The sequence below is a fragment of the Jongsikchunia kroppenstedtii DSM 45133 genome (assembly GCF_000380485.1).
GTDB lineage: Bacteria > Actinomycetota > Actinomycetes > Mycobacteriales > Mycobacteriaceae > Jongsikchunia > Jongsikchunia kroppenstedtii.
Genome location: NZ_AQYG01000045.1, coordinates 141,194 through 155,725, shown reverse-complemented (window position 1 = coordinate 155,725; position 14,532 = coordinate 141,194). Strand labels below are relative to the sequence as shown.

At 67.0% G+C, this 14,532-nt stretch carries 15 protein-coding genes; 6 read left to right on the top strand and 9 right to left on the bottom strand.

The window, feature by feature from the left end:
- Positions 1–27: 27 nt before the first annotated feature.
- Together G341_RS21615 and G341_RS0109480 are read right to left on the bottom strand one after the other, a co-directional pair.
- Positions 28–795 carry an SDR family NAD(P)-dependent oxidoreductase gene (locus tag G341_RS21615; RefSeq protein ID WP_018178891.1) on the bottom strand — a complete coding sequence of 256 codons (768 nt, stop codon included), beginning with the start codon at positions 793–795 and terminating at the stop codon, positions 28–30.
- A gap of 71 nt (positions 796–866) precedes the next feature.
- A complete protein-coding gene (locus tag G341_RS0109480; RefSeq protein ID WP_018178890.1) occupies positions 867–1,760 on the bottom strand; it encodes a helix-turn-helix domain-containing protein in 894 nt (297 codons plus the stop codon).
- A 141-nt stretch (positions 1,761–1,901) separates the two neighbouring features.
- On the opposite strand from G341_RS0109480, the gene G341_RS21610 reads away from it, so the two are divergent.
- The 3 genes from G341_RS21610 to G341_RS0109465 are packed head-to-tail and all read left to right on the top strand — an operon-like array spanning position 1,902 to position 3,527.
- On the top strand, positions 1,902–2,285 hold the full coding sequence (locus G341_RS21610; protein WP_245556951.1) for a cupin domain-containing protein: 384 nt from the start codon (positions 1,902–1,904) through the stop codon (positions 2,283–2,285).
- A 43-nt stretch (positions 2,286–2,328) separates the two neighbouring features.
- Entirely contained in the window at positions 2,329–3,186 is an 858-nt protein-coding gene (locus G341_RS0109470) for an aldo/keto reductase (RefSeq protein WP_018178889.1), read from the top strand.
- Between the two features lie 11 nt (positions 3,187–3,197).
- Complete coding sequence (locus tag G341_RS0109465; RefSeq protein WP_018178888.1) at positions 3,198–3,527, top strand: carboxymuconolactone decarboxylase family protein; 330 nt, start codon at positions 3,198–3,200, stop codon at positions 3,525–3,527.
- Positions 3,528–3,571: 44 nt separating this feature from the next.
- On the opposite strand, the gene G341_RS21605 is transcribed toward G341_RS0109465, so the two are convergent.
- Together G341_RS21605 and G341_RS0109455 are read right to left on the bottom strand one after the other, a co-directional pair.
- A complete protein-coding gene (locus tag G341_RS21605; RefSeq protein WP_018178887.1) occupies positions 3,572–4,843 on the bottom strand; it encodes a chloride channel protein in 1,272 nt (423 codons plus the stop codon).
- A gap of 13 nt (positions 4,844–4,856) precedes the next feature.
- Positions 4,857–6,188 carry a cytochrome P450 gene (locus G341_RS0109455; RefSeq protein ID WP_018178886.1) on the bottom strand — a complete coding sequence of 444 codons (1,332 nt, stop codon included), beginning with the start codon at positions 6,186–6,188 and terminating at the stop codon, positions 4,857–4,859.
- Positions 6,189–6,330: 142 nt separating this feature from the next.
- On the opposite strand from G341_RS0109455, the gene G341_RS0109450 reads away from it, so the two are divergent.
- On the top strand, positions 6,331–6,702 hold the full coding sequence (locus G341_RS0109450) for a nuclear transport factor 2 family protein (protein WP_018178885.1): 372 nt from the start codon (positions 6,331–6,333) through the stop codon (positions 6,700–6,702).
- A 24-nt stretch (positions 6,703–6,726) separates the two neighbouring features.
- Here the strand turns inward: G341_RS0109450 and G341_RS0109445 are convergent, their stop codons facing one another.
- Positions 6,727–7,410, bottom strand: a complete 684-nt coding sequence (locus G341_RS0109445) for an SDR family oxidoreductase (RefSeq protein WP_018178884.1) — start codon at positions 7,408–7,410, stop codon at positions 6,727–6,729.
- A 76-nt stretch (positions 7,411–7,486) separates the two neighbouring features.
- Here G341_RS0109445 and ggh point away from each other — a divergent pair, with 76 nt between their 5' ends.
- On the top strand, positions 7,487–8,827 hold the full coding sequence (ggh, locus tag G341_RS0109440) for a glucosylglycerate hydrolase (RefSeq protein WP_018178883.1): 1,341 nt from the start codon (positions 7,487–7,489) through the stop codon (positions 8,825–8,827).
- A gap of 172 nt (positions 8,828–8,999) precedes the next feature.
- On the opposite strand, the gene G341_RS0109435 is transcribed toward ggh, so the two are convergent.
- The gene (locus G341_RS0109435) at positions 9,000–9,803 is read right to left on the bottom strand and encodes an LLM class F420-dependent oxidoreductase (RefSeq protein WP_018178882.1); all 804 of its coding nucleotides are present in this window, start codon (positions 9,801–9,803) and stop codon (positions 9,000–9,002) included.
- A gap of 97 nt (positions 9,804–9,900) precedes the next feature.
- Between G341_RS0109435 and G341_RS0109430 the strand changes: the two genes are divergently transcribed.
- Positions 9,901–11,421, top strand: coding sequence for a hypothetical protein (locus tag G341_RS0109430; RefSeq protein WP_018178881.1), 1,521 nt, complete (start codon positions 9,901–9,903; stop codon positions 11,419–11,421).
- On the opposite strand, the gene G341_RS0109425 is transcribed toward G341_RS0109430, so the two are convergent.
- The 3 genes from G341_RS0109425 to G341_RS21600 all read right to left on the bottom strand — a co-directional run bounded on the left by G341_RS0109425 (position 11,418) and on the right by G341_RS21600 (position 14,445).
- Positions 11,418–12,590: a cation:proton antiporter gene (locus tag G341_RS0109425; protein WP_018178880.1), complete on the bottom strand. Its 1,173-nt coding sequence runs from the start codon at positions 12,588–12,590 to the stop codon at positions 11,418–11,420. The two genes, G341_RS0109430 and G341_RS0109425, sit on opposite strands and share 4 nt — an antisense overlap.
- Positions 12,591–12,755: 165 nt before the next feature.
- Complete coding sequence (locus G341_RS0109420) at positions 12,756–13,838, bottom strand: inositol-3-phosphate synthase (RefSeq protein WP_026303458.1); 1,083 nt, start codon at positions 13,836–13,838, stop codon at positions 12,756–12,758.
- Positions 13,831–14,445, bottom strand: a complete 615-nt coding sequence (locus G341_RS21600) for a PadR family transcriptional regulator (protein ID WP_043451127.1) — start codon at positions 14,443–14,445, stop codon at positions 13,831–13,833. Before G341_RS21600 ends, G341_RS0109420 begins: the two co-directional genes overlap by 8 nt.
- Positions 14,446–14,532: the final 87 nt, after the last annotated feature.

Below are 14,532 nucleotides of genomic sequence, written 5' to 3'. Positions count from 1 at the left end.
ATGGGCTCAACCCAAAGGGTGACGAAGCTATTCCGGAGGGCATCCTCCGTTCATCTTGAGCGAACGCGGAACGACGGCCGCGGGCATGTGCGTCTTGCGCCGTTTCGCGGGCATGTGCGTCTTGCGCCGTTTCAGGCGTCTTCGCCGACGGTGCTGCGGAAGGGCCCGGGGATGGGCGTGCAGATTCCACAGGCGATCGGCGAGGGCGTCAGACGCGAACAGCGGATCCCCGCCGTCGATGGCTCCGGGGATGATGAGTTGCGCGACGCGGATGCCCTCCGCCTCGAGGGCATCGTGAAGCATCTGCCCGTAGGCGGATTCGCCGGCGAAGGCGACCGAGGTGCCGGCGACATTCCCGTTCGGAGTCGCGGCGCTGGAGCCGTTGGGAAAGAGAATCGTGCCCCGCCCGCGTTGTCGCATGTCGGGGAGAACGTGCTGGACGGCGGCGACCGGCCCGTGCACAGACTGTTCGATCGGACCCAGCAGATCCGCTGCCGTCGTCTCCAGAACGGGCTTCATGAACTCTGCCGCGGGCACCGGGCTGTACTGCAGGACCTCGATCGGTCCGAGGTCGGTCACGGCGGCGTCGAGAGCGACGCGCAGCGTCTGCGGATCTCGGGCGTTGGCAGCGTAGCCGCGGGCCGTGGTGCCCTCAGCGGCGAGCGTGTCGGCCAGCGCATCGACGTGGGCCTGGGTGCGAGAGACAAGAGCGACGGAGAACCCCTCGCGTGCGAAGCGACGGGCGGTGGCGATGCCGAGCCCGGGGCCGGCACCGATGATGGCGATCGTGGGCATGGACTGTCCTTCTGTCGATGAGGATGGTGTGGGCTCGGCCTGCGCCTTCACGTTAGGCGCGGGTGCGCGCACTACCCGGAGGTCTCCTGCTCCGGTAGCTGCGTGATCGGCCGGCCGTACTCGCTGGCCGCCCACGAGGCGAGCAGCTGCATGCGCTCGGCGGATGGGGATCCGGGTTCGGCGGCGTAGACCGTAATCGACAGGCCCGGTTCGGATTCCATCTCCATGCCCTCGTAGGCCAGCGTCATCTCGCCGACGACATCGTGGTGGAAAGTCTTGAATCCGGTGCCGTGGTGTCGGACGTTGTGCGAGCCCCAGCGGGCGCGGAAGTCGGTACTGCGAGTGGATAATTCGCCGATGAGGTCGTGCAGCTCCTTGTTGTGCGGGTCGCGGCCGGCCTCGGTGCGCAAGATCGCGACCGTGACGTCCGCGAACATCTCCCAGTCGGGGTAGAAGTCGTAGGCACGCTCGTCGAGGAAGGTGAACCGGGCAATGTTCGGCGGCTGGCCTGGCATGTCGAAGACGTCTTTGTAGAAGGCTCGCGCCAGGGTGTTGGTGGCCAGGATGTCCAGGCGGCCGTTGCGCACGAACGCAGGACCGGCGGTGACCGCGTCCAGGATCCATTGCAGACTCGTGTGCGGTTTCCAGCATTTCGGGTTGCGTCGTCGCGGCGGCCGCGCGACCGGGCTCGCCGCGTGTGCGAGGTCGAATAGATGGGCGCGTTCCGCGTCGTCGAGAAGCAGCGCTTTCGCAAGAGCATCGAGGATTTCGGGGGAGGCGCCGCTGATCGCGCCGCGCTCGAGTTTGGTGTAGTACTCCACGCTCACCCCGGCAAGGGTGGCGACCTCGGTGCGGCGCAGGCCCGCCACGCGCCGGTTGGCTCCGGCGGGCAGCCCGACCTGTTCGGGGGTCACCTGAGCGCGCCGCGAGGTCAAGAATTCTCGCACTTCTGCCCGGTTGTCCACGTCCCCCACCGTAGGCCGCGGCCCGGACCCGAGGGAGTCCCTCGCGGTACCCCTATCGACCGGGACTCCCGCGCGGCGGGAAACCGACGGAGTATCAGGTACCTGACAGCCGTACACCGTTGGCAAGTCGAAAGAGGCGACATGAACGAGAACGACTTCGATCAGATCTTCCCGCTCGGAGAGAGGAATGATGCCTACGCACAATATTTCATCGGGCAGAGCTACCTTGCCCCGCTAACCACGGGCGGCGTCCCGGTCAGCAACGTGACGTTCGAGCCCGGCTGCCGGAACAACTGGCACATCCACCACGGCACGGGAGGCGGCGACCAGATCCTGCTGTGCACCGCCGGCAGCGGCTGGTATCAAGCCGACGGCCAGGCCCCCATCAGTCTGGAGCCGGGCACCGTGATCCAGGTCCCCGCGGCACCAAGCACTGGCATGGAGCCAAAGCCGATTCGTGGTTCTCCCACGTCGCGTTCATCACCCAGGGGCAGGATCTCAGCAACGAATGGCTCGAACCCGTGACCGACGACGACTACAAGCAGCTACCGAAGAATGGAGCACGCGCATGAGCATCTTGACCGAGACCTATTCGCTTTCCAACGGTGTCAATATTCCGAAACTCGGTCTGGGCACCTGGTTTATCGATGACGCCGAAGCTGCCGCAGCGGTCCGCGCCGCCGTCGAGATCGGGTACCGCAACATCGACACCGCGCAGGCCTATGGCAACGAACGCGGCGTCGGCGAGGGCGTGCGCACGGCCGGCGTCCGGCGGGAGGATCTGTTCGTGTCCACCAAGCTCGCCGCCGAGATCAAGGACCACGACACAGCGGTCGCTGAGATCGACGGGTCGCTGGCCAAGCTCGGCCTCGACTACGTCGACCTGATGCTGATCCACTCTCCACAACCGTGGGACGACTTCCGCGGTGGCGACTACGCCGAGGGAAACCTCGAGGCGTGGCGGGCACTCGAGGAGGCGCACCGTGCGGGCAAGATCCGATCGATCGGCGTCTCCAACTTCCTGCAGAGCGATGTGGAGAACATCCTCGCTCGCGGCACCGTAGTGCCGCACGTGAACCAGATCCTGGTCCACGCCGGCAACACACCGTCGGAGCTGATCGCCTACTGCGATTCCAAAGACATTGTGGTGGAGTCATATTCGCCGATCGCCCACGGGGAGATCCTGAAGAATCGGGATGTCGCGGCGCTCGCCGCGAACTACGACGTGAGTGTGCCGCAGCTATGCATCCGCTACACCCTGCAATTGGGGACCGTCTCGTTGCCCAAGACCGCGAACCCGGACCACATGCGGTCCAACGCGAGCGTCGACTTCGTGATCTCCGATGCGGACATGAAAGCGCTGCGCGACCTGGACGAGCGGGACTACGGCGACTCCAGCGCATTCCCCGTGTACAGCGGCAAGTAAGGAGAAAGACGATGGCAGACAAGGTCACCGCAGGCCGGGACGCCCTCGGCGCATTTGCCCCGACGTTCGCGGCGCTCAACGACGATGTCCTTTTTGGTCAGGTGTGGTCGCGCGAGGAGCAGCTGTCTTCACGAATTCGGAGCATTGTCACCGTGACCGCTCTCATGTCCAGCGGTGTCCTTGACGGATCGCTGCAGCACCACATCGAACGTGCCAAGAGCAATGGCGTCACCGCAGGCGAGATGGCCGAGATTCTCACCCACGCAGCCTTTTACGCCGGCTGGCCCAAGGCCTGGGCGGCGTTTCGGATGGCCAAAGAGGTCTACGAAGACGCCTCCTAGATTCGCGGGATCACAGCGGCTGGCTCATTAGAGTGCTCCGGACGTCACAAGGTCGTGTGGGAACCTACATAACGCGCGCCGTGCTCGACGGACTTCGCGGCGCCCACGGCCAGCGCGATCGGCAGCAGCAGTGAAAACGGCGCCCCGGTGAACTCGACGGTCAGCGCGATCGCCGACCAGGGCGCCCGCTGGGCCACGGCGAGCACTGCGGCCGCGCCGAGGAGGGCAAGGCCGCCCACCTGCGACACCTGACCTGCGGTCGGCACGGCGTGCGCCGCGACGCCGAGCGCGACACCGGTCGCGAACGCCGGTGTCAGCAGTCCGCCGATCGCGCCGCCGCGCAGGCACAGCGCCGTGGCCGCGGGTTTGAGGAGCACGAGCCCGGCGGCGGCCGCGCTCGACACCGACCCGCTGAAGGCGTCCTGTGCCAGCGCCTTGCCGTTGCCCAGCAGGTCCGGCACCCAGATCGACACGACGCCCAAGATGGTGAAGGCGACGGGAATGAGGATCGCTGCGCGCCACCCGTGCGGTGCATGGGTGCGGGCCCGGGTCATCACCCAGCCGAAGACGATGCCGATCGGCACCGCGCAGACGCCGAGCGCGATGGCCACCAGGCACAGGCCGAAGGTCAGCGACGGCAGCGGGAAGTCGTAGGTTTCGTCGGAGCCCAGGAACGCGCCCGCGACGATCGTCGCGACGACTGCGGACAGGATCGCCGGGACCAGGGCCGCGCGGCGGTCATGGCCGCGCAGCAGGACCTCGAGGGTGAAGACCGCGCCGCCCATCGGCACGTTGTAGACGGCGGCCAGGCCGGCACCCGCACCACATGCCAGGAGGATTCGGCACTCGTCCGGGCTGAGTCGGAGCCGGCCACCGAGGACCCCGGACAGCGCCGCGCCGACCTGTCGCGGCGCGCCCTCGCGGCCGAGCGACGCCCCGGCGCCGACCGCGACGATCTGCAGAAGGGCGTCCGTGGTGGTGGCGAGAACGGGCAGTCGTGGCCTGTCGAGGGTCAGCGCGTGGGTGACCGACACGTTTTCCCGGCGGAACCAGCGGCGCTGCAGCCACCACCCGAGTCCGACGACGATTCCGCCGACCAGCAGTGCGATGACCCGCCGCAGGGAACTGGCGTGCTCGACGCCGACCAGGAAGGTGTCTTCGGTGTAGCCGAAGCTGAGGTGCTGCACCGCATGCAGCACGGCGGTCAGCGCGGCGCCGGCGAGCCCGGCCAGCACGCCGGCGACCGCGGCCGCGATGATCAGCCGGACGTAGAGCAGCCCGCCGCGCGTCGCCGTGCTGGCGTCGGCGGTGGACATGGCCCTGATGCTACTAGGCGGCGACGACCCTCACACGCTGTCCGAGCGCGGCCGGAAGATGTTCGTAGCCATGCAGATTGATCAGGCCGCGGTGCACCGGGGGGCCGCTGAGGGCCAGCTCGGGATAGTTCTCGAAGAGTGCCCGCAGCGCGATGACGCCCTCCTTGCGGGCCAGGCTGGCACCGAGGCAGGCGTGGACCCCGCTGCTGAAGGCGACGTGCTCGCGAGCATTGTCCCGAGTGACGTCGAAGGTGTTCGGGTTCTCGAAGACGTTCGGGTCGCGATTCGCGCCACCGAGAAGCAGAACGATCATGCGGCCCTTGCGAAGTCGCAATCCGGCGATCTCGACATCCTCGGTCGGTATCCGGCCGGTCACCTGCACCGGGCTGTCGTAACGCAGGACCTCCTCGATGGCGTTGGGCCACAGCTCCGGGTCATCGCGCAGCAGCTGCAGCTGATCCGGATTGTTCTGCAGCGCAACGATTCCGTTGCCGATGAGATTGACGGTCGTCTCGAAGCCGGCGCCCAGCAGCAGTGCCGCGGTCGCCTTCTGCTCACGCAGCGTCAGGTCGTCCGAATTGACGATCGTGCCCAGAATGCCGGCGTCGGAGTTGCCGTCGGCACGCAGCTGGGCGATGTGCTCGCCGAGGAATTCGTCGAAGGCGAGCAGCGAGTCGGACGCCCGCTTGTAGGTGCCGAATGTGATGCCGATATCCAGCAGCGGGGAGGCGTCGCCGCCCCACTTCAGCAGGTTCGGCGTCGATTCGAGTGGGACCGAGAGCATCTGGGCGATGATCGCCACCGGCAGCCGGGCCGCGAAGTCCTGCACCAGGTCGGCGTGCGCCTGCCCGGTGAATCCGGCGAGCAGTTCGTCGGTCACCTCCTGGATGCGATCGTCGAGCGCGTTGATGGCGCGCGGGGTGAAGGCGCGCGACACCAGCTTGCGAAAGCGCGTGTGTTCCGGCGGGTCGACGGCGAGCATCGATGGCGGTTCGACCGGATTGGATAGGCCGGGGTCGGTCATGTCGAAGATCCGGCGCACGACCGGTCCACCGGCCACGTTCTGCGGCGAGACCGTCACGAACCTACTGTCGCGCAATACGTCTCGCACGACGGTGTAGTCGGCGCTGACCGCACCGACGGCGGTGCGCGAGATGTGGCCGTACTCCCGGATACGCTCGATCACGGGATACGGGTTCTCGGTGCCGCCATCCCCGCGAATGAACTGCGCCAGCGGCGCGCCGCGCTTGGCCTGCTGGCGGATGGCGACGCGCGCGAGGCCGTGCATCGGCAGCCATCGAACCCAGTGCATGGCGATCTGACGACGGGTGAGTCCGGTGGACATGAGCCCTCCTCGAGGTGTCGATCGGCTTACTGAATCCCAGTGTAATAGTCCGGGACAGCCGTGACCAGAGTCTGGTGGACCGATGGTGGGCGACTGGCTACGCTCTCGAACTAGAACCTGTTCCTATTTTGAGGAGTCCTTCATGGCGCTGACCGTCGACCAGATCACCACCGCCGTCCACACCTACATCGAGGCCGTCGGGGCCGGTGACCCGGACAAGCTGGGCGCACTGTTCGCCGAGGATGCGGTTCAGGAGGACCCGGTCGGCAATGTCAACAACGGGCGCGACGCGATCGTCGCGTTCTTCGGGAACATCAAGGACGTCAAGAAGGAAGCCACCCTCAAGTCGCTGCGCGTCGCGGGCGACGTCGCCGTGTTCGAGTTCAGCATGATCACCCACGCCGGTGACCAGAAGTTCCTGCTGGAGCCGATCGACGTCATGCGTTTCGACGAGAACGGGCTGATCAAGAGCGTCGTCGCGGTCTGGTCGCAGGACGACCTCAAGGTCGTCTAGGCGGCTGGTCACTCCTAGCAGCACCTAGTCGCGGGGCCGGATCACCACATCCTGGATGTCGGTGCCGGGGGCCGCGGTCACCGCGTGGGCGACCGCGGCCGCGACGGCCTCCGCCGAAAGATTCCGGCTCGCGTCGTACTCCCGGCCCTGCATGGCGGTCAGATCCTGCTGCATGTCGGTGTCGATGCGGCCGGGGAAGATCGAGGTCACTCGCAGCGTCGGCTCCTCGGCGCGCAGCACCTCGGCGAATGCGGTGAGCCCGAACTTGCTTGCCGCATAGGCCGACCAACCCGGTGATGCCCGCTTGCCCTGTCCGGAGTTGATGAGGACGACGTGGCCGCGGGCGGCCCGCAGCGCCGGCAGGGTCAACCGGGTCAGCTCGGCGACCGAGATCAGGTTAACCTCGAGCATCCGGCGCCATTCCTCCGGCGGCGTCTCCTCGATGGTGCCGATCGACGCGACGCCAGCGTTGTGCACCAGGAGATCCAGTCGGCCGATCGATTCGGTCGCTTCGGCCATCTCGTCCAGATCGGTCAGCTCCACCGGCCAGGTCGATGCGCCGTCGAGTTCGGTTGCCAGCGTGTCCAATTCGATCGACGGTCGGCCGCCGAGCAGCAGGTCGTGGGTCGGCGCGAGCGCGCGGGCGATCGCCGCCCCGAGGCCGCGGCTGGCGCCGGTGATCAGTCCGGTCGGTCGGGTATCGGGCATGCGGTCGAGCCTAGTCCGTCGGTCGGTTCGCGCCGCTCGATGTGCCGAACGGCGACCGTCGGTTCAGAATGTTCCGATGGGGCAGTACCGGATCTCGTCGACGCAGCTCGCGGCACGTGCCGCGTACCTGCTGCGCGGTAATGACCTCGGGACGATGACCAGCGCCGCGCCGCGGCTGTATCCGCACATGTGGAGTTGGGACGCGGCGTTCGTCACGGTCGGGCTGGCGCCGCTGAGCATTGAGCGCGCCGTCATCGAGATGGACACGCTGTTGTCGGCGCAGTGGTCGAACGGGATGATCCCGCACATCGTCTTCGCGAATGGCCGGGACGGCTATTTCCCGGGCCCGGCATGGTGGCGGGCGGGCGAGCTGGCGGCCGCGGCTCCGTCGTCGCCGGCGACATCGGGGATCACTCAGCCACCCGTGCATGCCATTGCGGTGCAACGGATTCTGGAGCATTCTCGACACCGCAGCCGCGCCGTGCGGCAGCTGGCCGAGGAGTTTCTGGACCGGCGCTGGAACGATCTGATGCAATGGCACCGCTGGCTGGCGACCGCGCGCGACCCCCGCGGGCGCGGCCGGATCACCCTGTACCACGGCTGGGAATCTGGGATGGACAACTCACCGCGGTGGGACTCGGCGTACGCGAATATCGTTGTGGGGGACTCGCTTCCGTCGTATCAACGCGAGGATCTGGAGCATATCGGCGACCCGACGATGCGCCCGTCGACGGCCGAGTACGACCGCTACCTGTGGCTCGTCGAGCAGATGAAGTCGGTCGGTTACGACGACCAAAAGCTGTCGGAGGTCATGGATTTCGCGATCGAGGACGTCTTCGTCAGCGCTATCTTCGCCATGGCCTGCGACGTGCTGGCCTATATCGGCGAGGACTACGCCAAGCCGCTGTCGGACATCCGTGACCTACGCGCCTGGGCGCATCGATTCCGCACGGGGGTGGTCGCCAGCTGCCGCGGGCCCAGCGGTATCGCCAGGGATTTCGACGTGCGAGCCGATCGTTGGATCGAGACCGAGACCATTGCCATGTTCGCGCCGCTGCTCTGCGGCGGGCTGCCGCGCGACCGCGAACGGGCGCTGCTGCGGCTGTTCGACGGCCCGCGCTTCTGCGGACATCCGGACCTGCGCTACGCGGTGCCGCCGTCGACGTCGCCGGTGTCGGCGGACTTCCGGCCGCGCGAGTACTGGCGCGGTCCCGTCTGGCCGGTGATGACCTGGCTGTTCTCCTGGGCGTTCGGCCGCCGCGGATGGCCGGAGCGGTCGAAGCGGCTGCGCGAGGAGGGACTGCGGCAGGCGGAGGAGGGCTCGTTCGCCGAGTACTACGAGCCGTTCACCGGCGAACCGCTGGGCAGCATGCAGCAGAGCTGGACAGCGGCCGCCGTGCTGGACTGGCTCGACTAACCGCCGACCGGACGCTCACGTTCGTCGAGTGGACGCTCACGTTCATCGACCGGACACCGATCCACAGATGCTGTGGATAACGGTCCACTCGATGCGCATGAATATCCACTCGGCGCGCCTCACGGTCCGGTCGGCGCGCATGAGTGTCCACTCGACGGCGTCGGCCGTCCGGTCAGCGATTCTGGGCGTCGCGCCACTCACAGAGCGCCTGGACCGCCGACAGGTCGTAGGCGGGCCCACCGACGCCGACGGTGATCATCCGGATGCCTTCGTCGACGAGCTTCTTCGCCTCAGCCACCGCGTTATTCGCGTCGACGCGCAGGCTGTGGTCGAATCCGGCGGAATGCATGATCTCCGCAGGGTCACGCCCGATGTCCGCGCAGTGGCGCGCCAGGATCTCCGCCTTGCGGCGGTAGCTTTCCGCCGACACGAAGAAGTGCCAGATGTCGGCGTGCTGGGCGACGTAGCGCAGCGTCTTGCGCTCGCCACCGCCGCCGATCAGCACGGGCAGCTTCCGGGTCGGCGGCGGGTTGAGCTTCGCCCAGCGCTGCTCGATCAGCGGCAGCGCCTCTCCGAGCGCGTCCAGCCGCGAACCGGCCGTGCCGAACTCGTAGCCGTACTCGTCGTAGTCACGCTCGAACCAGCCGGACCCGATGCCGAAGATCAGGCGCCCGCCGCTGATGTGATCGACGGTGCGTGCCATGTCGGCCAGCAGCTGCGGATTGCGGTAGCTGTTGCAGGTGACCAGCGCGCCGATCTCGATGCGCGAGGTCTGCTCGGCCCAGGCGCCGAGCATCGTCCAGCATTCGAAGTGTGCGCCGTCCGGATCGCCGTACAGCGGATAGAAGTGATCCCAGTTGAAGGCGACGTCGACACCGAGGTCTTCGGCACGGCGCACGGCGTCGCGGATCGCGCTGTAGTCGGTGGAGTGCTGGGGCTGGAGTTGGACGGCGATGCGTAGCGGAAAATTGCTCATGGCGGACAGTGTGCACTCTTGTGCGGCAATCGGCCGCCGATGTGCGGGAAGGGCTCGCTGTAGTGGATAATCGGCCGAAGATCCGAGGAGGCGCGCGATGACCTATTGGTCCAGTTCGTGTTCCCGTGTCCTCACCGAGCAGGAGTTCGTCACGCTCATCGGTCGTCAGGTGCAGGGCGCGGCGCCCCGCGGCGCCAACGGTGCGCGGGTGACCTTCTCGTTCGCCGGTCGTGATGTGCGGTATTCGCTGGTCTACTACGGCAACGTCGGCCCGACCGCGCCGCCGCTGCCACAGCCGGCGATGGAACTGGCCCGGGAGTTGCGGGTCGGCCGGTACCAGACCGGCGACGGCGCCTGCCTGCTGATGGAGATCGTCGTCGGGCCCAGCGGTGAAACCTCCGTGCGGTACAACAGCGGCGAGTTCGGCCCGATCGCGGCCGATCTCATCTTCGATCCCGCGAGCTATCGCGATGATCTGCAGCGCTACCCGCGTCAGGCGCCGCAGTGGCTGACCGACTACATCGGTGGAAAGCCATTGGACCAGCTGCATTCCGGGATGGACTTTCCGTTTCCGGCGCCCGAGACGATACCCGCCCGTCCGACCGATGAACGCGCGGCAATACTGCTGGCGCTCAACCACATCCGTACCGCGGCGGTGAACCACACCGGTCACAATCTGTATTCGCTGACCACGCAACGGATTCAAACCGGCTGGCGGGTGTTCACGCAGGCGCCGCCGGTGCTCACGGCCGGCCCGGTGGAACGCAATCGCCTGATCCTGCTGGTCGCCGACGACGGCGTGGTCGAGGTGCCGGCGATCGAGCTGTCGCCGCAGATCAACGAGGCGCAGTTCGTACAGCGCTTCCTGGAGCGGTCCCGCAGCCAATCGCGGCCACTGGTAGCGGCGGCCCCGCCGAGTGCGCCTGTGGCGACGCTCGGGCGGCCGCAGCAGGGCGGAGAGTCGACCATCGACGTGCCCGGGGCAGACCAGGCGCGCGATGCCCGGAACAATCTGTGGCGGGGCGTCGGTCGGCTGTACGACGAGGTGATCGCGCCACCGGCCGGTGACGCGACTCGGTGGCCGGGGGTCGATCGCGGCTACCGGGTGATCGCTCGCAGCGGCACGAGAATCATTGCCACCGATGGGCTTTCGGCGCCGTCCGCATCGGGACTGGGCTCATCGCTCGGACTGGGCGCAGAGGTATTCCTGGAATCGACCGATCCGGATCTGATCGCCGACGGGTCGGCGGCGGCGCACTGGCTATTCGCAGTACTCGCGGCCGCGGGCGCTCGGGTTTCGGCCGGCGGTGCGGAATTCGTTGCCACGATCGCGAATTCGCCCGAGCCCACCTATGTCGAGCTGTCGCAGCTGACAGCGCCGCGGGAATGGCAGATCGGCGGCACGGTCGGCGTGCTGCTGTGGACCCATGGCTGGGGTGCCCCCGGCGGTTTCGACACTCCGCTCGGCCGGGTCGGCCTGATCTCGGTGACGCTGCTGCGCGCCAGCGAATCGGTCACCGTGTCGGCGCGCCCGTCGGCCGCCGGCGAGATCACGCGGGTGTTGGGGGAGCGGCAGATCGGCCACTGCTTCGACCCGATGCGCGATCCGATCTTCTAGGCTGGTTGTCGCCGCAGCGCCGTCGCGAGCAGTGGGCACACCAGTACCGACAGCACGCCGCCGCCGACCAGCACGGCCGCTTGCGTTCCGGTCAGAAAGCCTTCGCGTACACCGATATCGGTGGCAACCACGATGATCGGCAGGCCGGTGGCCGCCATGACACCGACCGCGGCCCGTTGCCGGCGGGTCGAGTCGCGTGGGGCCGCGAGCATCGACGGCACACCCCGCACGAGGAGCAAGGTGAGCGTGACGACTGGAACCAGCAGGAACGCGACGGGATGATCGAGTAACGACCTCAGGTCGAATTTCAGCCCGGTGGCGATGAAGAAGATCGGTATCAGGAAGCCGAACGCCAGCCCCTCGATCTTGCTCTCCACCTGCTCCTGCGTTTCCGGACTGGCCTGGCGCATCACGCGCTGCCAGACGATGCCGGCGGTGAATGCGCCGAGCAGCATGTCGACGCCCAGCGTGACGCTGATGGCGACCAGTACGGCGAGGATCGCGAGCACCGTCCGGATCGCGAGCTGTCCGGAGGTGTGCATCGTGCGCTCGATGAAGCCATGCAGCCGTGCATGAGAACTGGTGTGCGCCTGCCAGATCGCGACGGCCGCGATGATCGCGAACACGGCCAGCACCAGGGTCGAGATGCCCGGGGTGTGCTCGCCGAGAAGGACCGAGATGGCGATGATCGGTCCGAACTCGCCGACCGTGCCCAGCGCGCTGATGCATTGCCCGAAGGGCGTTTTCAGCTCGCCGGCATCGCGCAGGATGGGCAGCAGCGTGCCGAGTGCGGTCGACGCCAGGGAGATGCCGATGATCACGCCGCCGAGCCCGGGCGCCACGGCGAAACCGATGCCGACGCCGACGGCGAAGCTGATCAGCCAGCCGAGCCAGGCCATGCGGCCGGTGCGCCCGCGTAGTGCGACCGCATTGATCTCGGTGCCGGCGATGAAGAACAGCAGCAGCATGCCGATGTCGGACAGCCGCGTGACGACCTCGGTGGGCTTGGCCCAGTCGAGCGCATCGGGTCCGACGATGATGCCGAGGACGATCTCGAACACCAGGCTGGGCACCAGAACCCAGCGGCCGAGCAGGTGGGTGGCGATGGGCGCGGCGAGCGCGAGCAGCGCGAAGACCAGCACGGACTGTGTGGTCGGGTCGATATGCATTGGTTCGTCGGCCGTTCTTTCATCGAGCGCTGCTGGGAACGTGACACATAGAACCCGCGGGGGACATTATGTCCTCCGCACCTCGTATACGGCACGGTCCCAGCAGATCTGGACAAAAGAAGGGCCCCGCTCAATCCGAGCGGGGCCCTTCTCAGTACAGACTGCTTACGCGTCGATGATGAACGCCTCGAGCTGCTGACGAGCGATGTCGTCGGCGATCTGCTCCGGCGGCGACTTCATCAGATACGCCGAGGCCGGGATGACCGGTCCGCCGATGCCGCGGTCCTTGGCGATCTTCGCCGCACGCACGGCGTCGATGATGATGCCGGCCGAGTTCGGGGAGTCCCAGACCTCGAGCTTGTACTCCAGGTTCAGGGGCACATCGCCGAAGGCGCGACCCTCGAGGCGGACGTACGCCCACTTGCGGTCGTCGAGCCACGCGACGTAGTCCGACGGGCCGATGTGCACGTTCTTGTCGTAGACCTTGCCGGCCAGCGAACCGCTGAGGTTCGAGGTGACGGCCTGAGTCTTGGAGACCTTCTTCGACTCCAGACGCTCACGCTCGAGCATGTTCTTGAAGTCCATGTTGCCGCCGACGTTCAGCTGGTAGGTGCGGTCCAGCGTGACGCCGCGGTCCTCGAACAGCTTGGCCATCACGCGGTGGGTAATGGTCGCGCCGACCTGGCTCTTGATGTCGTCACCGACGATCGGGACACCGGCATCGGTGAACTTCTTGGCCCACTCCGGGTCCGAGGCGATGAAGACCGGCAGCGCGTTGACGAACGCGACGTTCGCATCGATGGCGCACTGCGCGTAGAACTTGTCGGCCTCTTCCGAGCCGACCGGCAGGTACGACACGAGCACGTCGACCTTGGCGTCCTTGAGCGCCTGGACGACGTCCACACCGGTGCCGTCGGCCTCGGTGATGGTCTCCTTGTAGTACTTGCCCAGACCGTCGAGCGTATGGCCGCGCTGCACGGTGATGTTCAGCGGCGGGACGTCGCAGATCTTGATGGTGTTGTTCTCGCTCGAGGTGATCGCGTCGGAGAGGTCGAAGCCGACCTTCTTGGCGTCGACGTCGAACGCGGCGACGAACTTGACGTCACGAACGTGGTAGTCGCCGAACTTGACGTGCATCAGACCGGGAACGGTCGCGCTCTCGTCGGCATCCTTGTAGTACTCCACACCCTGAACCAGGGATGAGGCGCAGTTGCCGACACCCACAATTGCTACACGGACTTCACCCATGGTCGGGTTCTCCTTCTTTCTGTGTTACATCAGTTGCCGGGGCGGGAGCCCCCGCGGTTGGAGTGGCGGAACCCGCCACGGCTGCATTCGAGGCACCCTCGGATGCGATGAGTTCGTTGAGCCAGCGGACTTCACGCTCGCTGGACTCGAGGCTGAGTTGATGCAGCTGCTTGGTGTACCGATCGACGGCCCGGTTGGACCGGCCGACGGCCTCCCGCAGACCCTCGCGACGCTCCTCGACCTGCCGGCGACGGCCTTCGAGGATCCGCATCCGTGCTTCGGCCGGGGTGCGGCTGAAGAACGCCAGGTGGACGCCGAAACCGTCGTCCGTGTAGTTCTGCGGACCGGTGTCGGCAACCAGCTCGGTGAACCGGGCCTGGCCGGCCTCGGTGAGGCGGTAGACCCGACGGGCGCGGCGCTTCATGGTGCCGGCGGGACCGGGATCTTCGACGATCAGTCCGTCGGTCTGCATGCGTCGCAGCGTCGGGTAGAGGGAACCGTACGAGAAGGCGCGGAACGGGCCGAGCAGGCCGGTGAGCCGTTTGCGCAGCTCATAGCCGTGCATGGGAGCTTCGAGCAGCAGACCGAGCACGGCGAGTTCCAGCATGGATGCGTCCACCTCCTGCAGCTCGTCGCTATGTTCGACAGTTACCTCTCGATAACCTGTTTGTCTGATGCTACACACGTATGTATC

Coding starts and splice junctions, on each gene's coding strand:
- G341_RS21615 (WP_018178891.1), bottom strand. CDS start 795: ATGCCCACGATCGCCATCATCGGTGCCGGCCCCGGGCTCGGCATCGCC.
- G341_RS21610 (WP_245556951.1), top strand. CDS start 1,902: ATGAACGAGAACGACTTCGATCAGATCTTCCCGCTCGGAGAGAGGAAT.
- G341_RS0109470 (WP_018178889.1), top strand. CDS start 2,329: ATGAGCATCTTGACCGAGACCTATTCGCTTTCCAACGGTGTCAATATT.
- G341_RS0109465 (WP_018178888.1), top strand. CDS start 3,198: ATGGCAGACAAGGTCACCGCAGGCCGGGACGCCCTCGGCGCATTTGCC.
- G341_RS21605 (WP_018178887.1), bottom strand. CDS start 4,843: ATGTCCACCGCCGACGCCAGCACGGCGACGCGCGGCGGGCTGCTCTAC.
- G341_RS0109455 (WP_018178886.1), bottom strand. CDS start 6,188: ATGTCCACCGGACTCACCCGTCGTCAGATCGCCATGCACTGGGTTCGA.
- G341_RS0109450 (WP_018178885.1), top strand. CDS start 6,331: ATGGCGCTGACCGTCGACCAGATCACCACCGCCGTCCACACCTACATC.
- G341_RS0109445 (WP_018178884.1), bottom strand. CDS start 7,410: ATGCCCGATACCCGACCGACCGGACTGATCACCGGCGCCAGCCGCGGC.
- ggh (WP_018178883.1), top strand. CDS start 7,487: ATGGGGCAGTACCGGATCTCGTCGACGCAGCTCGCGGCACGTGCCGCG.
- G341_RS0109435 (WP_018178882.1), bottom strand. CDS start 9,803: ATGAGCAATTTTCCGCTACGCATCGCCGTCCAACTCCAGCCCCAGCAC.
- G341_RS0109430 (WP_018178881.1), top strand. CDS start 9,901: ATGACCTATTGGTCCAGTTCGTGTTCCCGTGTCCTCACCGAGCAGGAG.
- G341_RS0109425 (WP_018178880.1), bottom strand. CDS start 12,590: ATGCATATCGACCCGACCACACAGTCCGTGCTGGTCTTCGCGCTGCTC.
- G341_RS0109420 (WP_026303458.1), bottom strand. CDS start 13,838: ATGGGTGAAGTCCGTGTAGCAATTGTGGGTGTCGGCAACTGCGCCTCA.
- G341_RS21600 (WP_043451127.1), bottom strand. CDS start 14,445: ATGCTGGAACTCGCCGTGCTCGGTCTGCTGCTCGAAGCTCCCATGCAC.